This is a genomic window from Achromobacter sp. 18P8.1.1, from assembly GCF_057799415.1.
The window spans coordinates 72,399-90,745 of record NZ_JBYOKH010000025.1 but is presented as its reverse complement, the minus strand read 5'-3'; the positions used below and the strand labels follow the sequence as shown (position 1 = coordinate 90,745).

The following is an 18,347-nucleotide window of genomic DNA, read 5'->3' as shown; positions in this document are numbered from 1 at the left end:
TTTACGTCCTGGAACAGTGCTGGCCCGGACGGGCTCACGCCCAGTTGGCCGGCAGCACAATCGGCCGCCAGATTGTAGAAGCGCAGTTCCGCCTTCAGCGCATCCTGCGTGCCGTTGCTGTCGTCGATGACGGCAAATGTCAGCTTGCCGTCGCTGCGCTGGGGGATCAGCGTGCTGAAGGTGTCGGGGGGCACTTGCAGGCTGGCTGCGGGCTTGCCGTCCACCAGCACGTTGAAGGGCTGGTTGCCGCGGACGATCGCGTAGGTCGTGGCGGGCTTGGTGGCGCCGGGTTCCTGCGCCGGTCCGTTGGCGATCTGCACGCGCAACGGGACGGCGTCCGGGTTCACGATGCGCACGAATGAGGAGCCGGCGGGCGGGCGCGCAGCGTACAGCTGCGCGAAGGCGCCTTCGGCTGCCGCGTTGCCGGCCAGCGTGGCCAGCGCGAGGGCAAGCGCCGCATTGCGGAAAGGGTGGGGCATGGTTCAGGACTCCGGTTTTTTGCTGAGGCGGGCGTCCAGGTACAGGCGCTGGAGCTGCTTGCGGTCCGCCTTGTCCGTGCTGGTCGTGGGGAAGCGGTGGCAGGCGACCAGCTCGGACGGGATCATGTAGGGCGGCAGGCGGCGCGCCAGCACGGCCTTCCAATCCTGCAGTTCGGGCGGCAGCGGTTGCAGGCCTTCGGGGCCCGCCAGCGCGGGCTCGACAAAGCCGATCAGGCGGACGATCGCGCCGTCCGGGCGGCGCAAGGCGACGGTGGCGCCCGCGCGCGCGCCGGGCAGGGTGGCCAGCGCGGCATCGATCTCGGCGAGTTCGATGCGGTAGCCGTGCAGTTTGATCTGATCGTCGACGCGGCCGCGGAAAGTGACCAGTCCTTGCGCGTCGATCTCGCCCAGGTCGCCGCTGCGGTAGCCGCGCTTGCCGTTGCGCGTGAACATGCGCGAGGCGTTCAGGTCAGGGCGGTTCAGATAGCCGCGCATGACATGGTCGCCCGAGATGCTGATTTCGCCGTTTTCGATGAAGACGTCCGCATAGGGCTTGGCGCGGCCGATGGGAAAGGGGTTGGGCGCCGCGGCGCGCAAAGCCGGATCGATCTCGACCCAGGTCGTGGAGCAAGTGGCTTCCGTCGGGCCGTACGAATTGATGATGCGGACCTGGGGAAAGCGCTGCCAGAGTTCTTCGGCCATCGGCGGCGTCAGCGATTCCGCGCCGAACACGAAGACGCGCAGGTCGGGTAGATGGGCGTGGTTGAAGTCCGGATTGAACAGTTGTTGACGCACGAACGACGGCGTCGAGGCCCAGACATTGATACGGGTGTCGGCCAGGTACCGGATGAAGGCGTCGCGCTCGGCGATGGTCTCGCGCGGGCAGAGCACGCAGGTGCCGCCCAGTTCCAGCGCGCCCACCCAGTTGAACAGCGAAAAGTCGAAGCTGAACAGCATCTGGTCCATGAAGGCGGGCGCCGCCCCCAGGTTCAGGCAGTCCCGGATCCAGCCGGCAAAGAGCGTGACGCTTTCGCGTCCGATCTGCACGCCCTTGGGATCGCCCGTGCTGCCCGAAGTGAACATGATGTAGGCCAGCCCCGCCTCGGCCAGCGGCGCGGGGGCGTCGCAGCCGGGCAGGAAGACCTTGGCCTGGGCGTCGTAGCGCAGGCCGGCGCGCACCAGTTCGCCGATGCGCGCGATGCGTTCCGGCGGGTTGATGACGTCTACCGGCACGAAGGGCACGCCCAGCCGCAGGCAGCCCAGGATGGCCACGAGGAAGGCGGTTTCCTTGTGGCCCGAAATCGTGAGCGGCACGCCCGCAGTGGCGCCGGCCCGGCGAGCGTTCGCTTCCCAGGCTTGGGTGGCGGCCTTCAGCTCGCCCCAGGTCGTCGCGCCTTGCGCGTCGACCACTGCCACGGCGTCGGCGCCTGACTCCGTGTCGGCAAAGTCGTAAGCGTTGAAATCGAAACGCATGGTCCAGTCCTCCGGGCTGCTCGCCTGTGGGTCAAGCGCGGGCGTTCTCCGCGATGAATGCGGCAAGCGTGTGCACCGACTCCAGATGCACGTCGATTTCGGTCGGCGGAATCTTGCAGCCGAACTCGCGTTCCACGGCCAGCGCCAGGTCGACGGCGGCCAACGAATCCACCAGGCCGGAGTCGATCAGCAGCGTGTCGGGGTCGACCTTGGTCAGGATGATGCTTTCGATGATGTCCGAGACCTTGGTCTCGATCGTCTTGATGTCCATATGATGCTCCTGGACCGCGTCGCGGTCAGAATTGGAAATAGAGGAACCGGGTTACCTTGTGCAGGTTTACCAGGCAAAGGAACAGCAGCGCCAGCATCGCGACCAGCCAGGCCGCGTTGGGGCGCCACCGCATGAAGGCGCTGGGCGCTTCCTGTGTCTTGAAGAGCGCGGGCGAATAGCGGCCCAGGATCTGGTGCGCATTGGGCGTGAACCAGGCGATGCCCAGCAGCACGACCGCGTAGACCAGCTGCAGGTGATGCCCCACCACGACGCGCCAGGCGTCGCCCCAGGCCAGGCCGGCCACATGCGCGGACAGGTCCAGTGCTTCCATGCCGCGCAAGCCGACCATGCCCTGCATCAGCAGCATCGCGTCGCCCACGCCATGGGCGCGGAAGAACGCCTGCGCCACCAGCACCGCCACGAAGGTCAGCAGAATGCACAGGGCGCGCTTGATTCCGCCCACCTTGCGCGCGGCGGCCGGCTTGCGGCCGACGACGAAAATCCGCCAGGCATGGTTCACCGACAGGTACATGGCGTGCAGCAGCCCGAAGACGATGAACTGCAGGCCCGCGCCGTGCCACACCCCCGCCAGCGTCATCGTGAAGAGCGTGGGGAACACGATGCTGCTGACGAATCCGCCCGGCGTGCTGATGCCGGCGGAGCCCACCGGCAGGTTGCGGTCCGTGCGCCACTTCGATACTGCCATCGCCACGGGGTAGTACAGGTAGGCGGTGATGTAGCGGGTCAGCGTCATGTGCCAGCGTGCCCAGAAATCGATGATGCTGCTGGCCTTGTAAGGCGAGTTGAAGTTCAGCGGGAAGCGGATGCCGAACATCTTGGCCAGGCCCAGCGCCATGTCCGAGTAGCCTGAAAAGTCGAAGTACAGCTGCAGCGCGTAGCAGATGCTGGCGCCCCAGGAGCCCCAGAACATCAGCTCGCCCGGCGCCGCGAAGCCGGCGTCCGCATAGGGCGCGATGCCGTCGGCCAGCAGCACCTTCTTGGCCAGCCCGATCACGAACAGCATCGCGCCGACCGACAGGTTTTCGGCCTTGAAGCGGTAGTTCTCGGGTTGCGCGAACTGCGGCATCATTTCCTTGTGATGCAGGATGGGGCCAGCGATCAGGTGCGGAAAGAACGTGACGAACAGCACATAGCTGAGCAGGCTGCGTTCCTTCACCACGCCGGCCTTGCAATCCAGCAGGTAGCCGATCTGCGTGAACGTGAAGAACGAAATCCCCAGCGGCAGGATGATGTCGTCCATCGTGGTGCTGGTCATGCCCAGGTCGGTCAGGAAGTTCAGCAGCGTCGCGAAGTACTTGTAATGGAACAGCAGTACCAGGTCGGCGCCCACGCCCAGGCCGACGATCAGCCCTTGCAGCCGAGGGCGTCCGGCGTAGTGCAGGATCAGTTGGCTGATCACGTAGTTGAACGCGATGGACCCCGCCAGGAGCGCCACGAACTGCGGGTTCCACCAGCCGTAGAAGACCAGCGAGGTCAGGCACAGCCACAACGCCGCCAGGCGCACGTTCAGCGGCCCCAGCGCGTAATAGACGGCGAGTGTGACCGGCAGGAAGATCAGCAGGAACAGGTAGGAGTTAAATAGCATCTTGGTTCGCTACGGCAGGCCGGCCAGCACGGCCTTTTCTTCCGGGGTCAACGGCAGGGACAAGGCGTTTTCCGAGAATTCCCAGATCAGCACCTTCAGGCTCTTGGGCCATTGGTCGCGCTGCTTCATCGCGATCTGCAAGGCGCCCGAGAACTGCCCGCCGTCCAGGCTCAGGTTCCAGACCTCGCGGCCGAGGCCCATGCCCAGTCGTTCCGCGAACTGGCTGCGGCGCCCGTTCGAAGTGCCCGCCAGCAGGACTTCCACCGGTGGCGCCTCGTCCAGCAGTCCGCCGGAGCGCACGGGTTCGATCTTCTGTTCCGACACGACTTCCAGCTCGGGCCGCCAGCCTGGCCGCGCGTGCTCCAGTCCCGACAGCACGATCAGGTCGCCCATCCGCGGTGCGGGCGGGGCCGGCGCGTCCGTCTTGAAGGCTTGCGTGCCCCGGCCTTGCAGCAGCGGCAAGGCTGCCTCGGCCACGCGCTGGGCGGCGGCTTGCGCGCCCTGCGCGTTCATGTGCACGTCCGTGCGGAAGAAACGGGGGGCGGGCGCGGCCTGCAGGGCGTCGCGCAGGTCCACGAAAGGCACCCCTTGCGCCCGCAGGGCGTCCTGCCAGGCATCCAGCGTCTGGCGCATCGGAAGCGATACCGGCAGGCCGCAAAGCCGGTCGGCCTCGACGCGGGATTTGTCGGGCACGGCAACGACCAGCACCTGCACCTGCTTCTGGCGCAGTTCCTCCACCCAATGCCGCATCAGGCGCAGGCGGTCGTTGAACACATGGACGCCCGGCGGCGGACGCAAGCCGTCGCGGTAGAACAGCCACTGCGGGCAACCCATCGCCACCTGGTCCCCCAGGTCGCCCAGCATGCGGTAGCGCACCGAAGCGTTCCAGGTGTCCACATCCGCCTGCCGGGGCATATGCAGGGCCTTGTTCAGCACGCTGCCCGCCGATCCGTCGACCCAGGCGGACGGCGATACCTGCGCCGGGCTGATCTTGGCCTCGACCAGGCACCAGGCGCCCCAGCCCAGCCCGATCGCCAGCAGCAGGGCGACCACGCAGGCGCTTGCCCGATGGCTGGGCGCGGCGGGTGGATCGGAAGGCGCCATGGCGTTACTGGCCAACGGCGGCCTTCATGCGGCTGCGCCAGGTGTCGGCGCCCATGATGGACGCGTTGTCCCACAAGCCCTTGGCCTCTGGCCCCTGTGCGTAGGTCGGCTCGAACATCTGCCAGACCAGTACCTGCGGCTTGTTCTGCTTGAAGGCGGGCGACTCCAGGTATTCCAGCAGCATGACCCAGTGCCCGACGTTGCCGGGCTTCCAGTTCACGGAAACCGGGCGGTCCAGCACGTTGGACAGCTTTTGCGGAAAGCCGAAATACGGCTGCACCATGCTGTGGCCGGTGACATGCACGGGGGCGGGCGCATCGTCCAGCAGGCTCTGGTTCTCGGCCTGGCGGCGCACGGTGAATGTCTCGCGGCCGGCCTGCTTGCGCTGGTCCGGCGTCAGGAACAGTTCGGCCAGATCGCCATAGCGGCGTTCATTGACCACGCTGCCCAGCGGCATGCCGGTGCCGGGTTTGCCCGCCAGTGTCTTCACGTCTTGCTTGATGCGTTGCGCCAGGGCTTCCGCTGTGGCATCGGCGGCGGCCTGCGTCCAGTGCTGATCGGTGCGGTAGAAGACGTCCTGGCCGCCGTCCTTCACGCGCTTGAGCACGGCCTCGTCATCGAAGGTCGCCACGCCGGCCTGCTTGAGTTTTTCCTGGATGGTTTGATAGCGCTTTTTCACATCGGCGCTGAGAGATTTGCCGTCGGGCAGCTTGTCCTGATAGAACAGGGTCTTGTCCGGCAGCACCAGCACTTCCAGTTGAATGCCCTTGGCCGCCAGCGCATCGCGGGTTTCGCGCACCAACTGGGTCGAGGCATCGATGCCGCGCGTGTCGACCTGCGTGAGGCTGCCCCAGCCCGGAAACAGCCAGTTGTCCTTGCCCTGGATCACGATGGACGAGCCCTCTTGCGCATGCGCGGCAACGGCCATCAGCGCGGCGGACAGGCCAAGTGCCAGGCGGGCGGAGTAGGGAGGTGCGGTTTTCATGAGACAGGGCTCCTTGTTCGGTACGGTTCGGCGGGTCGTCAGTAAGACAGGGTCAGGTTGATGAACAGGCCCCGAGCCCGGTCAGCCGCCCCGCCGCCGATGTTGAAACGGTACTGCGTCGTCCAGTCCAGGTAGGACCGCGGCGCGTTGTAGTGGTCTTCGCGGAACCAGTAGCGCACGTTGAAGCCCGGACCGGCGCCCATGGACCACGACGAGCCGTTGCCCAGCAGGTTGTAGGAATCGGTGCCGGCGATGTCCAGGCCTGAGGCGCGGTTCCGGTTCGACAGCCAATCGGCGCCGACCACGGCATACGGGAAAAACACGAGGCGGTCGCTGATGGCGTCCATGCGGTAGCTGCGGCCCACGCGCAGTTCGCCGGCGCCGAAGGCCTGGTCGCGCTTGAGCCGGCCCGATGATTTCTCGCCGTCCACGCCGGTCGCATTGTCGCGCAACCAGAACTTCGCAGGCATGTCCTGCCAGGAGTACCCCGCCTGCACATAGCCTTCCATCGTGAACCAATCCGGTCGGTCGATGCGCAGCGTCGTGCCCTCGTACAGCCCGTAGGTCACATATGCCAGCCAGCCGCCGCTGCCGGCATTGGTTTCGTAATGGGCGGTCTGGTTGTCCTGGTTGAGCGCGCAGCGCAACCGCGACGGATCCGGGCTGAAGGTGCCGCGCCGGGTGGCCGTGCCCAGGTTGAACTGGCGTTCCAGGCCGAACGTCACGCCCACCTCGGTGGACGGCGTGAAGCGCATCCCCAACGAGCCGATGGTGGTCGGAATGCCGGCCAGCCCCTGGTTGCGGGTCTCGTTAACGTCGACGCTGCCGCCGCAAGGGTCGGATACCGTCTGGCTGGATGTCTTGCCGCCCTTGTCGTACAGGGTGTTGGACAAGCGGCCATACAGCTCGAAGACCTGGGTCGAGGAATTGAGAAAGTCGGACGGTCGCCAGAAGATCTCGGTGGTACTGAACACGGCGTCGCCCGGCACGGTGACGGCCGCGCCGCCGAGTCCCGCCGAAGCGGGCCGCGCGCCGCGGTAGCCAGCGGAGAAATAGCCGCCCCATTCGCGGTCCAGCCCCGCAATGCCGCTACGGGTGTCGAAGCGCTGCTGCGGCGTCAGTTCCAGCCGGCCGGCGTCGGCCTCGTCGATGGCTTCCTTCAGCTTATTGACCGCGCCGCGCTTGTCGCCGACACCCGACAGCGCGTAACCCTCGTCCAGGATGACGGTGGGGGGCGCCTTGCCTGTCGCGCGCGCCGCCTGGAAATCCTGCAGGGCCAACTTGGGCTCTTTCATGCGCTGGTGCAGATAGCCGCGCTGCATCAGCAGCGTGGGGTCGTCTGGCTGGGCGGCCAGCGCTTCGCCCATGCGTTGGTTCGCTTCCGCCAACTGCTTGCGGTCGCCCGCGGCCAGCGTGGTCGTCAGCAGGCGTTGGAGTTCTTTGTTGGTGGGGTCCTGTTCGACCGCTTTGCGGGCCTGAGCGATGGCTTCCTGATAGTCCTCGCGGGCATAGGCGGCGTAGGCCAGCGAGGCCGGGCCGCCGCTGCCGGCGGCGTCCGAAGGCAGCAGCTCGCACGACGTGCCATAAGGCGTGTCGCGGCAATCCTGCACCGGGGCGGGGTAGTTGGCCAAGGTCAGCGTGGCGGGCACGGCCGGCCGCGCGCGCGCGCGCTTGATGCGGGCATCGGCCGCGTCGTCCTTGGCGCCCAGCGGTTGCACCAAGGCCAGTGCGCGCGCGTTTTCCCCGGCCGCCAACGAGGCGTCGGCGGCAATCAGGCGGATGTTGCGCCGCTGGTCGTCGTCCAGCCAGTCCTGCTTGAGGGCCGCGTCGAAGTCCGCGTTCGCCAGATCGGTTTTTCCCTGGCGCTGGCGCAGATAGGCGCGCATGACCAGCGCCACGGTGTTCTCGTCGTCCTGCTTCATCGCGTCGGTCGCGGCGTCTTCGGCGGCTTGCAGCTGGTTGTCCAGCATCAGCGCGCTGATGAGCAGCAGGCGATGGCTGGCGGTATCGGGCGCCAGCGCGACGGCCTGGCGCGCCAGCGGCACCGCATCGCCCGGCCGGTTGGCGATCAGGGCCTGGTAACCCGCTTCGGCTGGCTTGATCGCCATGCGCCGCTTCATCGTCTGTTGCCGCGCAGTCAGGTCGTTTCTGTTGGGCGCACCGAGCGCAATCGCCTTGGCGGCCGCGGCATCGGCCTCTTCATACTTGCCCTGCGCTTCCAGCGCGTCCAGCCACAGCATGGCCCAGGCGCCTTGCTTCGGATCGATGCGGAACGCCTGTTCGGCGCCGCGCGCAGCCGCCGGGTAGTCGGCGCGGTTGTAGTCGGCATAGGCGCGCGTGGCGATGGGAAAGCCGCGGCGGTAGGCGGACGTGGTGGCCGGGCCGCCGGTGGCGGCGCCAGCGCCCGCAGGCCGCGCCGCAGTTTGCGGGCGCAAGTTGGCGCGTGCCTGTCGCAAGGCCGGCGTATCCAGGCCGTTCTTGACGGCGTCGGCGGCGGCCTGGTCGGCCTCCTTCAGCTTGCCTTGCTTTTGCAGCGCATAGATCAGCAACAGGCGCAGCCGCTCCACGTCCGGACGCAGGGCGATCGCGGATTCCGCTTGCTGCTCGGCCAGCGCGTACTTGCCGGCGTCGTAGTTCTTGTAGCCTTCATCGGCAAACTGCCAGGCGGCGCCTTCCAGCGGCGCTTCCGTCTTGGCCGGAGTTTGGGCCGCGGCGGGCGCTGCCGCCCACACGCATGCCAGCGCGGCGGACAGGATGAGCGAACGGGTCAGTGGAGTCATGTCGTCGCGGGTTTGTCTTCTGCATGCGGGGGCGGCGGCGCCTCCTGTCCCGCTTGTTGAAAATCGATGGCTTCGTTGAGCGTGCCTTCATCCAGCCAGCCTTGTTCCATCAGGATCTTGCCCAATGGCTTCTTTTCGCGCGCCTGGATTTCCAGCGCGCGCGACAGCGTTTCCTGGTCGATGGCCTGCCAGGACAGCAGCAACTCGCCCAGCCGCTTGCGCTGCTGCGACAGTTGGTCGGTGGTGGGGAAGTCGTGCATGGTCTTGTCCCATGCCAGGCGCTTGCCGGTGATCAGATGCATGATGAACAGGCGCCAGGCGCGTGCCGCCGCCATCGCATTGATGAAGTTGCCCACGATCATCCGCGGGATCGACAGCAGGGCGTGTTCCCACCCGTACATGTGGCCCACGAAATACGCCCGCTGCACCACCCGCAGCAGCAGCGCCACCGCGTTGATCCACATCAGCGTCACCAGCCACCCGCCGGGCCGGAAGTACGACGGGTAATACACCGTCCACCAGCCGAACTTGTCCGCCAGGAAAAACAGGAAGAAGTTGGCCAGCAGCACGTACGCCAGGATGGCGATGAACGACGTGACCAGGCCCTTGCGATCGCGGAACAGCAGGTACTTGGTGGCCAGCGATCCCGTCCAGCCCACCTGTTGCCAGCCCTGCAGGCCGATCCCCAAGGTCCAGCGCGCCTTCTGGCGGTAGGCGGTGCGGAACGTGTTGGGGAAATACTCGCGTACGCCCAGCGGCATCCTGATCGTCGATATCTTTTCAGGCCCCAGCCCGAACCACGACCGGCGCCGCGTGACGTATTCCACCCGGAACTTGCCGAAGATCTGCTTCATGCCGCGCTGGGCCAGCCGCGCGCCGATGTCATAGTCTTCGGTCAGCGTGTCGGTGTTGAAGGGCTGGTTATTGGTTTCCGCGGCCAACTCCACCAGCGCATGGCGCGAGAAGCAGGTGCCCACGCCGGCGGACGGCACCATCTTGGACAGGCTTTCGCGCACCACCAGATCCTTGGTGTGCCATTCCGCGAATTCGTCCATGTAGGTGCCTGCCACCAGTTCGTACCAATGGCGCTCCAGCGACGTCACCGGCAGTTGGATGAAGTCGATACGCGGCAGCAGATAGTTGTAGTACTTGAGCTCCAGCGGGTGCAGCACGTCTTCGCTGTCATGCAGGATGACGCCCGCAAACGGCACCGGCTGCTTCTCGTCTTGCGCGAAGATGGCCTGCACGATCCAGTTCAGGCAGTCCGCCTTGCAGGTGGGCCCGTCATGGGGCACCTCCACGCGGACCAGCTGGCGATAGCGCCGGCGCATCCGTTCCACTTCGTCGATCGTCCGCTGGTCGTTCTGGTACGTGCCGGCAAAGATCATGTAGTTCTTGTATTCCAGCGTCGACACCATCGTTTCCAGCATCGACGAGATCACGTCGTACTCCAGCCATGCGGGCACCATGATCGCCAGCGGCTGTTCCTCCTTGGCGCGCAACTGCTCGGCCGACAGCGGGGCGTAGCGGCGCTTGACCGTCAGCGACCGCTTCAGTTCGCGCAGCCAGAACCAGGCGTCGATGAACAGGTCATCCAGGCTCGAGAGCAGGATGATCACGCCCACGACGGCGGTCACGACTTCCAGCCCGCGGTAGTAGTCCGCGATGAAGTAGGGCCAGTAGAGCGAAGACATGGCGCTTCCGGATTACGCGTGGTCCTTGTTTTTCCTGCGGTTCACGCGCAGGGCGACGATCAGGATCAGGATCAGGACGAGCATGCTGATGCTGATGACGGGCACGCTCCACGAGATATAGCGGCGCCATTCGAAGAAAGCACTTTCGCCCGCGCCCGGCGGGTGGCTGGCGTCGGGGTTGGCGCTGTCGATCCAGGCCACCGGCCCCGTCGCGCCGATAATGGCGACGTTGCCGCGGTTCAGCACGAAGGGGGCGTCAAGCATGCCGGGATGCTGGCCCAGCGTGTGCCACAACAAGCCGTCCTGGCCGCCGCCGCTGACGACTTCCGCGGTGCTCAAGTGATCCAGGCCCGAGATGTCCAGCCAGGTCGCGTTCTTCCCATCCACCTTCAGTTGCTTGCGGTCGGTCACCTGGACCATCGGCTTGGCCCCGTCCACCGTCACCTCCATCGCCACGAATGGCCGGCCGGGCTTGACCGCCTGGCCTGCGGGCGCCACAGTCAGTTCCGCCCGCGTCGCGGACACGCCGCTGGCAGATGCGATGCCGATCACGCGCTTGATGTTGTCGGGCGCATCGGCCAGGTAGCTGTCCGGAATGATCAGTTGCGGATTGCCGGCCAACAGCGGCAGAAGGCCCACGAACGTGCCGTCGGGCTGCGCCTTGCCCGGCTTGACGTAGCTGGTGGGCAGCACGTTCACGGGGTAGCCCTGGGGAATCTCGTTGCAATCCACCGATACCGGCTGGCGCTGGAACGTGACCCGCACCGCGTTGGTGACGCCAAGTGCATAGCCCGGCACCCGCGCGGTCAGGCGTTCAGGCTTGCCGTCGGCATCCAGCTGCTTGGCGGCCAGCAGGATGCCGTTCCAGAAGACCGAGGCCACGGGGCGGGTCGACGACGCGCCGGGCGCCGCGGCCAGGTCCATGACCAACTCGTCGGGCATCAGGCCGTCCGAGGACACGGCCGCCAAGGGGAAGGTCGTGTTCCAGTCCCCGCGCGCGACCACGTCGAAACTGTCCGGCGTGCCGCCCAGCGTCGTCAGGCGCAAGCCGCCGTCCTTGAAAGTCTGCGGCGGCGTCGCCGTCTTCACATTGACCTGGCGGGTGACCAGGATGCGGCGCCAGGCCGCGTCAAACGCGCCCGCGCCCTGGGCGCCGGCGTCGGCGGCCACCGCGATGACCGCTTGGCGGCCCAGCGACAAGAGCCGGATATCCTTGGCGGGCAGGTCCGCGCCGGCCAGCGGCATGCGCTGCTGGCGCCAGGCCTTGAACGCATCGGCCGCGTCGGCGTCAGAGGCCAACTGCGCCTGCAAGGCATCCAGCGCCTCGTTGTAGCGCGCCCTTAGCGCCGCATCCACGATCACCACGTCGCCGCTCACGGCCGGGGCGCCCAGCACCAGCAGCGCGCCGATTTCCGCGGGGCTGGCCAGCTTGTGCTTCGCGTTGTCCGCCAGAGCGGCGAACGCCGGGATCTGTCCCAGGCCGGCAGGGGCCTGCAGGCCCCGCGTGTCGACCTCGTCGCCCACCGAAGGAAACGCCTTGACCGACACGCGCTTGCCCGTGCGCTCCATCGCCACGCCAATGCGCCAGGCGCTGTCGAAGGCCTGCTGGTCCAGCTTGGTGCCCGGCACCATCAATATCGGTTTGCCGGGCAAGGTGCCCCAGGCGTCGTCAAGATTGCCGATGGCCGAGGCGTCGTAGCGATAGCTCAGGCGCGTCTGCGGCGAGATCGTCAGCGCATTGGCCGTGGCCCGGTTGCTTTCGCAGTGGCGCAGCGCGATTTCCGATTGCCAGTCCACGCCCAGCCGCAGGAAGCCCGTTTCGCGGCGGCGCGGCTCCACCTGCAGGTTGCGGTCCACGGTCCCGTCGCCGTCGGTGATCCGCTGCGCGGTCTGCGGCACGCCGTCCACCCACAGCACCATGCTTGTGCGTCCCGGCTCGCCCTTGGTGTATTTCGCGTCGAAGTTCAGCGTCGCGTCCGAGATGGGTACGCCGCGCGGCACGGGCAGGTAGAAGTCCTGACGCGCGTCGCTATTGCTCAGGACGACCGGCTCCGTGATGCCCAGGTCCTGCAGCGTGGTGTTGCGCGTCACCCAGTCATCGCTTTGCAGGCGGCGCAAGGCGTCGCCGGCAGGGCTGGCCATCGCGGCCAGCGGCAGCAACAGGCCGGCGGCCATCAGGGCACGGCAAAGCGTACGGGTCACGGGGGTGGTCAGGGCAGGGTGGGGCATGGAGGCTCCGGGCAGGGAATGCGTCGCGGGGGAGTCAGGCGGAAGGGGCGGCCACGGTTCCGTAGGGATCGAATTCCGATACGGCGCGGCCGCACAAGGCGTCCACGATGCGCTGGCTGGCGCGGCCGTCGCCATAAGGATTGATGCGTCGCGAGAAAGACGCGTGCAGGTCGGGGTTGTCGAGCAGGCGGGCGACTTCGGCCACGATGCGCTGCGGGTCGGTGCCGACCAGTGCCACGGTTCCCGCCCGCACGGCTTCAGGACGCTCGGTCACGTCCCGCATCACTAGTACCGGCTTGCCCAGATAAGGGGCTTCTTCCTGAACCCCGCCGGAATCCGTCAGGATCAGGTGCGACCGTTGCATGAACCAGACGAAGTCCAGGTAATCCAGGGGATCGATCAAGTGCACGTGCGACAGGCCGCCCAATGCCGTCATCACCACATTGCGTACCTGCGGGTTCAGGTGCACGGGATAGACGATCTGCAAGTCTTCGCGATGGGCCAGTTCGGCCAGCGCCGCGCAGATGTTCTTGAAGCCCTCGCCGAAGCTCTCGCGCCGGTGGCCGGTCACCAGCAGCAGCCGGCGCGACGGATCCAGCCAGTCGTAGCGGGCTTCCAGCTGGCGGGCCAGCGGGCCCTGCGGGTCCAGTTTGGCGCAGGTCATCGCCAGCGCATCGATCACGGTATTGCCGGTGACAGTAATGTGGCCCGCCAGGTTCTCACGTAGCAGGTTGCCGCGCGATTCCGACGTCGGGGCGAACAGCCAGTCGCCCACCGCGTCGACGACGCGGCGGTTCATTTCTTCCGGGAACGGCATGGCCAGGTTGCCGGTGCGCAAACCCGCCTCGACGTGGCCGATGCGGACACGGCGATGGAACGAGGCCAGTGCGCACGCCGACGCGGTGCTGGTATCGCCATGCACCAGGACGCAGTCGGGATGTTCGGCTTCCAATACGCTATCCACCCGGCTGATCAGCCGGGCATAAAGCCCGTTCAATGTCTGGTTGGGAACCATGATGTCCAGGTCGTGCTGGGCGCGCAGGTCAAACAGCGCCAAGACCTGATCCAGCATTTCCCGGTGCTGGCCGGTGACGCACACGACGCTCTGGATCTGCGGCTCTCGTTCAAGCGCCGTGACCAGCGGGGCCATCTTGATGGCTTCCGGACGCGTGCCGAATATGGAAAGGACTTTCATCGCAAGAGTCACCTCACAGACGCCGGTGGCATTTTCTTGCGTTTATTATGTCTTGAAAGTATTCGTAATATGTGACGGATTATTTCGAATATAAAGACTGTTGGGGACATATTCGGTAAATGTCTCGGCAGTCGTTCGAAAGGCCGTTGGGGCGCGCCAGAGAAAAAATGGGGCCGCATGTGAAACGATCTTGACTTGATCCGAACCCCAGGGCGGGCCCATTGTTACGTTCGGTGTCGGGAATGTGTCGTCGACTGGCAACAATACCGGTGCTGCCATGCCATGGCCTGCGGTGCGGCGTCAAAAAAAAAGGCCAACTCCGGGGAGTTGGCCATTTTGCTAAGCACTGCGCAATAAAGCGGAATTTGGTGGAGCCGGGGGGAATTGAACCCCCGTCCGCAAGCCCTCTGCAATCAGTTCTACATGCGTAGTCGATTTATTTAGTTTTAACTTTGGACTTAGCCAACCGACAGGCCGGACCAAAGCGATTCACGTAATTTAAATCTGAGCCGTGTGACCCCAGCGCAGACCGATTCCTTGTGAATGTCGCTGCTGTGGTTCGAGGGTTACCCCCCCTAGGAAGTTGCCTTCCTCCACCTGACCCAAGGACAGATCAGTGCAGCGGCTCACCGCTTAAGCGGCGAGAGCGAAACGCTCGTCGTTGGCGTTTGTAGTGTTTCCAGTGGTTTAACGAGCGAACTGGTGCTCGGCATGCCCTGAGTTGTTTCGCGACCCACGTCGAATCCGGATCGGCCCCAAGAACTTCTATTGTACTGGTAAACGCAATAGCCTGCTGCGTTGTCCGCGCCCGCCGGTGCAGGCGTGGCGCGGGGGACACAAGTGCGGGTCAGGCGGCGTTGGCGCAGGCAGTTTTCGCCTGGCGCGGACGGGAGGCCGCCATCAGCGCGAAGGCCAGGGCGACGGATATCGCCACGATGACAGACGCCGCCCAACCCAGCGACGCCAGGCCGTAGTGGTCGATCACGTTGCCGCCCACCACCGCGCCCAGCCCGATGCCGATGTTGGCGCCAGAGATGTTCAAGGACGCGGCGAAGGCCGGCGCTTCGGGCGCAGCTTTCATCAAGCGCACGTGGCAGACGATGAAGAGCGCCGCCTGCGCAATGCCCCAGATCCCCAGCGCGACGGCCAGCAGGCCATGGGATTGCATCACGGGCGCCACGAACGCCAGGCCCGCTGCCATCATCGACGAGAACAGCGCGGTTGCGCCCAGGGGGCTGCGGTCCACCAAGCGGCCGCCCAAGGTGTTGCCGATCAGGCCCACGCCGCCGAAGGCCATCATGGTCCAGCCGACGATCTGCCCGTTGAAGCCGGCCAGCCGCTCCAGCATGTCCGCCAGGTAGGTGTAGGCCGTGAACATGCCGGTGAACACCAGCAGCGACAGCACCACGTGGCCCAGCACGATCGGGTTGCGCAGGATGCGCAGCTGCGTCACCAGCTTGACGCTGTCGGCACGGATGCGGGTGCTGGGGAACGCCAGCAACAGGAGCAGCGCCTTGGCGAAGGCAACGCCCGACAACACCCAGAATGCCGCGCGCCATCCGAACGCATCGGAGATCAGCACGCCGATCGGGATGCCGAAGACGGTGGCCGCCACGATGCCGAAGGCCACCATCGAGATGGCGCGGCCGGCGCGCGCGGGGCCGACCAGCTCCACGGCGGTAGCGCTGGCCAGTGACCAGAACACGGGCAAGGCCAAGGCGGGCACGAAGCGGGCCACGGCCATGATCCAGATGTTCGGGGCCATCGCCGCCACGGCGTTGGACACACCGAACAGCACCAGCACGCCGATGAACAGGCGCTTGCGCTCGACGTTGGCCATCAGCGCGGTCAGCAGCGGGCCGGTCGCGGCCACCGTGAAGGCGAACAGCGTGACCAGCAGGCCCGCTTGCGACACGGTGACGTTCAGGTCGCGGGCCAGCCCGGGAAGCAGGCCGACGATCAGGAATTCTGTCGTCAGGATCGTGAAACCGGCGGCGGAAAGTAGCAGGATAGGCAAAAGCATAGGCATTCCTCTGGCGCGATGCCGTCAGGCGGCGCGCGGGGCAGGGCGTTGTAGGCGTACTAAAAAGGTCTGGGGGGCGCGGCGGCACGGGGGCCGGGCGCTGCGCCGGGGCAGAATGCCGTCAGCGCGAAAGTTGCGGATGGGAACTGCCGCAACACCGGCCTTAGCCGGAATGGCAATCGGGAGGCACCCGGATGCCTTGCATGAGTGACACTTTAAGGGAGTTTGGAATCCGGATAAAGACCCCGGTGCCGGATAGATTGTTCAGATGCGTCAACTAATGCGCGCGGAACCCATTGGCAGGCAACACGGCGGACCAGCGTGGCCCGCCGCGCATCGCGCATCAGCGCAGGTCGCTGGGCAGCAGCGGCTGGATGGCGGACCAGAGCTCAGCAGGGGTATTTGCGCAGGTTTCCGCTTCCCAGGAGCTGATGTTGTCTTCTTCGCCGACATAGCCGTAAGCGGCCGCCACGGCGGGCATGCCCGCCGCATGCGCCGCCTGGATGTCGCGCAGGTCGTCGCCCACGTAGACGCAGCGGTCCACCGCGAAACCGGCTTCGCGCGCGGCGTGCTGCAGCGGCAAGGGGTGCGGCTTGGCGTGGGCCGTTGTGTCGCCGCAGACCAGCACCGCGCTGTCGCGCGTCAGGTCCAGGAATTCGACGATCGGCAGGGTCAGGTAGGTGACCTTGTTGGTGACGATGCCCCAGGACAGGCCGCGGCGGCGGATGTCGGCCAGCAGGGTATCGATGCCGGGGAAGAGCTTGCTGTGCACGGTCGAACTGGCGGCATAGTCTTCCAGGAACTGCAGGCGGGTGGGCTCGTAGTCCGGGTCGCCGGGCTTCAAATCCAGCGCCACGCGCAGCAGGCCGCGGGCGCCTTGCGACGCCACGGGGCGCAAGGCCTCGTAGGGCATGGACTCCAGGCCCCGGCGGGTGCGCTGCCGGTTGGCGGCGGCGGCCAAGTCGGGGGCGGTGTCGGCCAGGGTGCCGTCGAAATCGAACAGGATCAGGGCGCTCATTTACGGGTAGCCATCAGGTAGTTGACCGAGGTGTCGGACGACAGCGAGTAGATCTGGGTGATCGGGTTGTATTCCATGCCACGCATGCTGATCGGCTCCAGGCTGGCGGCGCGCGCCGCCGCGGACAATTCGCTGGGCTTGATGAATTGGTCGTAGCTATGGGTGCCGCGCGGCAGCAGGCGCAGGACGTACTCGGCGCCGACGATCGCGAAAAGAAACGCCTTGGCGTTGCGGTTCAAGGTCGAAAAGAACACCCAGCCGCCGGGTTTGACGAGTGTCGAGCAGGCGCGCACGATGGACGCCGGGTCCGGCACGTGTTCCAGCATTTCCATGCAGGTGACCACGTCGTACTGGCCGGGCTGTTCGGCGGCCAGTTCTTCCACGGGCACCTTGCGGTATTCGACCTTCACGCCCGATTCCAGGCCGTGCAGGCGGGCGACCTTCAGCGACTTGTCGGCCAGGTCGATGCCCGTGACGTCCGCGCCGCCGCGCGCCATGGATTCCGACAGGATGCCGCCGCCGCAACCCACATCCAGCACTTTCTTGCCGGCGAGGCTGCCCGCGCACTCCTGAATCCATTCCAACCGCAGTGGGTTGATGGCGTGCAGGGGCTTGAATTCGCTTTCGGGGTCCCACCAGCGGCTGGCCAGGGCGCTGAACTTGTCCAGTTCGGCCTGATCGGCGTTGATGGCGGGGCGTTCGGAGTCGTGAATTTGCGTGGTCATGGGCGGTCCAGCGAAAAGCGACGCTATATATAGAGAGGGGTCCGTCGCGCAAAGGCGGGGAGGAAACACGCCATCGCACCACGTTGGTGCAAGACGGACGAAAAAAAGGGCCTCGCTATGCGAGGCCCTTTATTGTAGCTAGTCCGGCAATTACTTGCGGCTACCCACGATTTCGATTTCAACGCGACGGTTTTGGGCGCGGCCCTCTTTCGTCTTGTTGGAAGCGATCGGGTTCGACTCGCCCTTGCCTTCCGTGTAGATACGGTTGGGGTCGATACCCTTGCTGACCAGGTAGGTCTTGACCGAAGCGGCGCGGCGCTCGGACAGCTTCTGGTTGTAGGCGTCAGTACCGATGGAGTCGGTGTGGCCAACAGCAATGATGGTTTCCAGCTCGATACCGCGAGCTTGCTGGGCGACTTGATCCAGCAGCTGACGGCCTTCGGGCTTCAGGGTCGACTTGTCGAAGTCGAAGAACGTGTCAGCATTGAACACGACCTTTGCCGCCATCGGGGCCGGCTTCGCCTTCTGTTGTGCAACCGGGACACCGTCGCAACCGGGGATACCGGTGGCAGGGGTCCAGAAAGCATCGCGCCAGCACAGTTCGTTCGTACCGTTTTTCCAAACGTTACCGAACGGGTTGCGCCAGTTGTCCACGGTTTGCGCGGAAGCTACACCAGAGGCCGTGACGGCGGCGAAGGCGAGCGCCAGAGCGAATTTGGAGGGTTTGTTCATGTTTCTCCTCGTTGAGCTTGAAGCTGGATAAGT

Annotated in this window: 14 protein-coding genes and 1 other RNA gene; all 15 read right to left on the bottom strand. The window is 65.9% G+C overall.

All coding sequences use genetic code 11. The features are described from left to right. Positions 1 to 479 (bottom strand): alginate O-acetyltransferase AlgF (locus AC27VE_RS17220; RefSeq protein ID WP_488704520.1); only part of this gene is annotated, 479 nt, incomplete at its 3' end. A gap of 3 nt (positions 480 to 482) precedes the next feature. Continuing rightward, positions 483 to 1,952 (bottom strand): AMP-binding protein, encoded by a 1,470-nt coding sequence (locus AC27VE_RS17215; protein WP_488704519.1) that lies wholly within the window; start codon positions 1,950 to 1,952, stop codon positions 483 to 485. A gap of 31 nt (positions 1,953 to 1,983) precedes the next feature. Beyond that, positions 1,984 to 2,223 carry an acyl carrier protein gene (locus AC27VE_RS17210; protein WP_088590158.1) on the bottom strand — a complete coding sequence of 80 codons (240 nt, stop codon included), beginning with the start codon at positions 2,221 to 2,223 and terminating at the stop codon, positions 1,984 to 1,986. A 25-nt stretch (positions 2,224 to 2,248) separates the two neighbouring features. Beyond that, positions 2,249 to 3,829, bottom strand: coding sequence for an MBOAT family O-acyltransferase (locus AC27VE_RS17205; RefSeq protein ID WP_427957959.1), 1,581 nt, complete (start codon positions 3,827 to 3,829; stop codon positions 2,249 to 2,251). Between the two features lie 9 nt (positions 3,830 to 3,838). Then, complete coding sequence (locus AC27VE_RS17200; protein WP_488704518.1) at positions 3,839 to 4,933, bottom strand: alginate O-acetyltransferase AlgX-related protein; 1,095 nt, start codon at positions 4,931 to 4,933, stop codon at positions 3,839 to 3,841. 4 nt (positions 4,934 to 4,937) lie between these two features. Next, a complete protein-coding gene (locus AC27VE_RS17195) occupies positions 4,938 to 5,918 on the bottom strand; it encodes an alginate O-acetyltransferase AlgX-related protein (RefSeq protein ID WP_488704517.1) in 981 nt (326 codons plus the stop codon). 38 nt (positions 5,919 to 5,956) lie between these two features. Beyond that, positions 5,957 to 8,698: an NfrA family protein gene (locus AC27VE_RS17190; protein WP_488704516.1), complete on the bottom strand. Its 2,742-nt coding sequence runs from the start codon at positions 8,696 to 8,698 to the stop codon at positions 5,957 to 5,959. After that, on the bottom strand, positions 8,695 to 10,392 hold the full coding sequence (locus AC27VE_RS17185) for a glycosyl transferase family protein (protein ID WP_488704515.1): 1,698 nt from the start codon (positions 10,390 to 10,392) through the stop codon (positions 8,695 to 8,697). The genes AC27VE_RS17190 and AC27VE_RS17185 overlap by 4 nt, the downstream gene beginning before the upstream one ends. Before the next feature lie 12 nt (positions 10,393 to 10,404). Continuing rightward, a complete protein-coding gene (locus AC27VE_RS17180; RefSeq protein WP_488704514.1) occupies positions 10,405 to 12,621 on the bottom strand; it encodes a cellulose biosynthesis cyclic di-GMP-binding regulatory protein BcsB in 2,217 nt (738 codons plus the stop codon). A 34-nt stretch (positions 12,622 to 12,655) separates the two neighbouring features. Continuing rightward, complete coding sequence (gene wecB / locus AC27VE_RS17175) at positions 12,656 to 13,816, bottom strand: non-hydrolyzing UDP-N-acetylglucosamine 2-epimerase (protein WP_488704513.1); 1,161 nt, start codon at positions 13,814 to 13,816, stop codon at positions 12,656 to 12,658. Positions 13,817 to 14,182: 366 nt separating this feature from the next. Next, positions 14,183 to 14,573: a transfer-messenger RNA gene (gene ssrA, locus AC27VE_RS17170) on the bottom strand. Positions 14,574 to 14,663: 90 nt separating this feature from the next. Next, entirely contained in the window at positions 14,664 to 15,839 is a 1,176-nt protein-coding gene (locus tag AC27VE_RS17165) for an MFS transporter (RefSeq protein ID WP_088590163.1), read from the bottom strand. Between the two features lie 343 nt (positions 15,840 to 16,182). After that, positions 16,183 to 16,857, bottom strand: coding sequence for an HAD-IA family hydrolase (locus AC27VE_RS17160; RefSeq protein ID WP_488704512.1), 675 nt, complete (start codon positions 16,855 to 16,857; stop codon positions 16,183 to 16,185). Then, positions 16,854 to 17,582: a bifunctional 2-polyprenyl-6-hydroxyphenol methylase/3-demethylubiquinol 3-O-methyltransferase UbiG gene (ubiG, locus tag AC27VE_RS17155; protein WP_488704511.1), complete on the bottom strand. Its 729-nt coding sequence runs from the start codon at positions 17,580 to 17,582 to the stop codon at positions 16,854 to 16,856. Before ubiG ends, AC27VE_RS17160 begins: the two co-directional genes overlap by 4 nt. Before the next feature lie 150 nt (positions 17,583 to 17,732). After that, entirely contained in the window at positions 17,733 to 18,314 is a 582-nt protein-coding gene (gene ompA, locus AC27VE_RS17150) for an outer membrane protein OmpA (protein ID WP_006225153.1), read from the bottom strand. Between the last annotated feature and the right edge of the window lie 33 nt (positions 18,315 to 18,347).

Excerpts from the sequence above, each read along its gene's own strand:
- AC27VE_RS17215 (WP_488704519.1), bottom strand. The coding sequence starts at position 1,952 with ATGCGTTTCGATTTCAACGCTTACGACTTTGCCGACACGGAGTCAGGC.
- AC27VE_RS17210 (WP_088590158.1), bottom strand. The coding sequence starts at position 2,223 with ATGGACATCAAGACGATCGAGACCAAGGTCTCGGACATCATCGAAAGC.
- AC27VE_RS17205 (WP_427957959.1), bottom strand. The coding sequence starts at position 3,829 with ATGCTATTTAACTCCTACCTGTTCCTGCTGATCTTCCTGCCGGTCACA.
- AC27VE_RS17200 (WP_488704518.1), bottom strand. The coding sequence starts at position 4,933 with ATGGCGCCTTCCGATCCACCCGCCGCGCCCAGCCATCGGGCAAGCGCC.
- AC27VE_RS17195 (WP_488704517.1), bottom strand. The coding sequence starts at position 5,918 with ATGAAAACCGCACCTCCCTACTCCGCCCGCCTGGCACTTGGCCTGTCC.
- AC27VE_RS17190 (WP_488704516.1), bottom strand. The coding sequence starts at position 8,698 with ATGACTCCACTGACCCGTTCGCTCATCCTGTCCGCCGCGCTGGCATGC.
- AC27VE_RS17185 (WP_488704515.1), bottom strand. The coding sequence starts at position 10,392 with ATGTCTTCGCTCTACTGGCCCTACTTCATCGCGGACTACTACCGCGGG.
- AC27VE_RS17180 (WP_488704514.1), bottom strand. The coding sequence starts at position 12,621 with ATGCCCCACCCTGCCCTGACCACCCCCGTGACCCGTACGCTTTGCCGT.
- wecB (WP_488704513.1), bottom strand. The coding sequence starts at position 13,816 with ATGAAAGTCCTTTCCATATTCGGCACGCGTCCGGAAGCCATCAAGATG.
- AC27VE_RS17165 (WP_088590163.1), bottom strand. The coding sequence starts at position 15,839 with ATGCTTTTGCCTATCCTGCTACTTTCCGCCGCCGGTTTCACGATCCTG.
- AC27VE_RS17160 (WP_488704512.1), bottom strand. The coding sequence starts at position 16,857 with ATGAGCGCCCTGATCCTGTTCGATTTCGACGGCACCCTGGCCGACACC.
- ubiG (WP_488704511.1), bottom strand. The coding sequence starts at position 17,582 with ATGACCACGCAAATTCACGACTCCGAACGCCCCGCCATCAACGCCGAT.
- ompA (WP_006225153.1), bottom strand. The coding sequence starts at position 18,314 with ATGAACAAACCCTCCAAATTCGCTCTGGCGCTCGCCTTCGCCGCCGTC.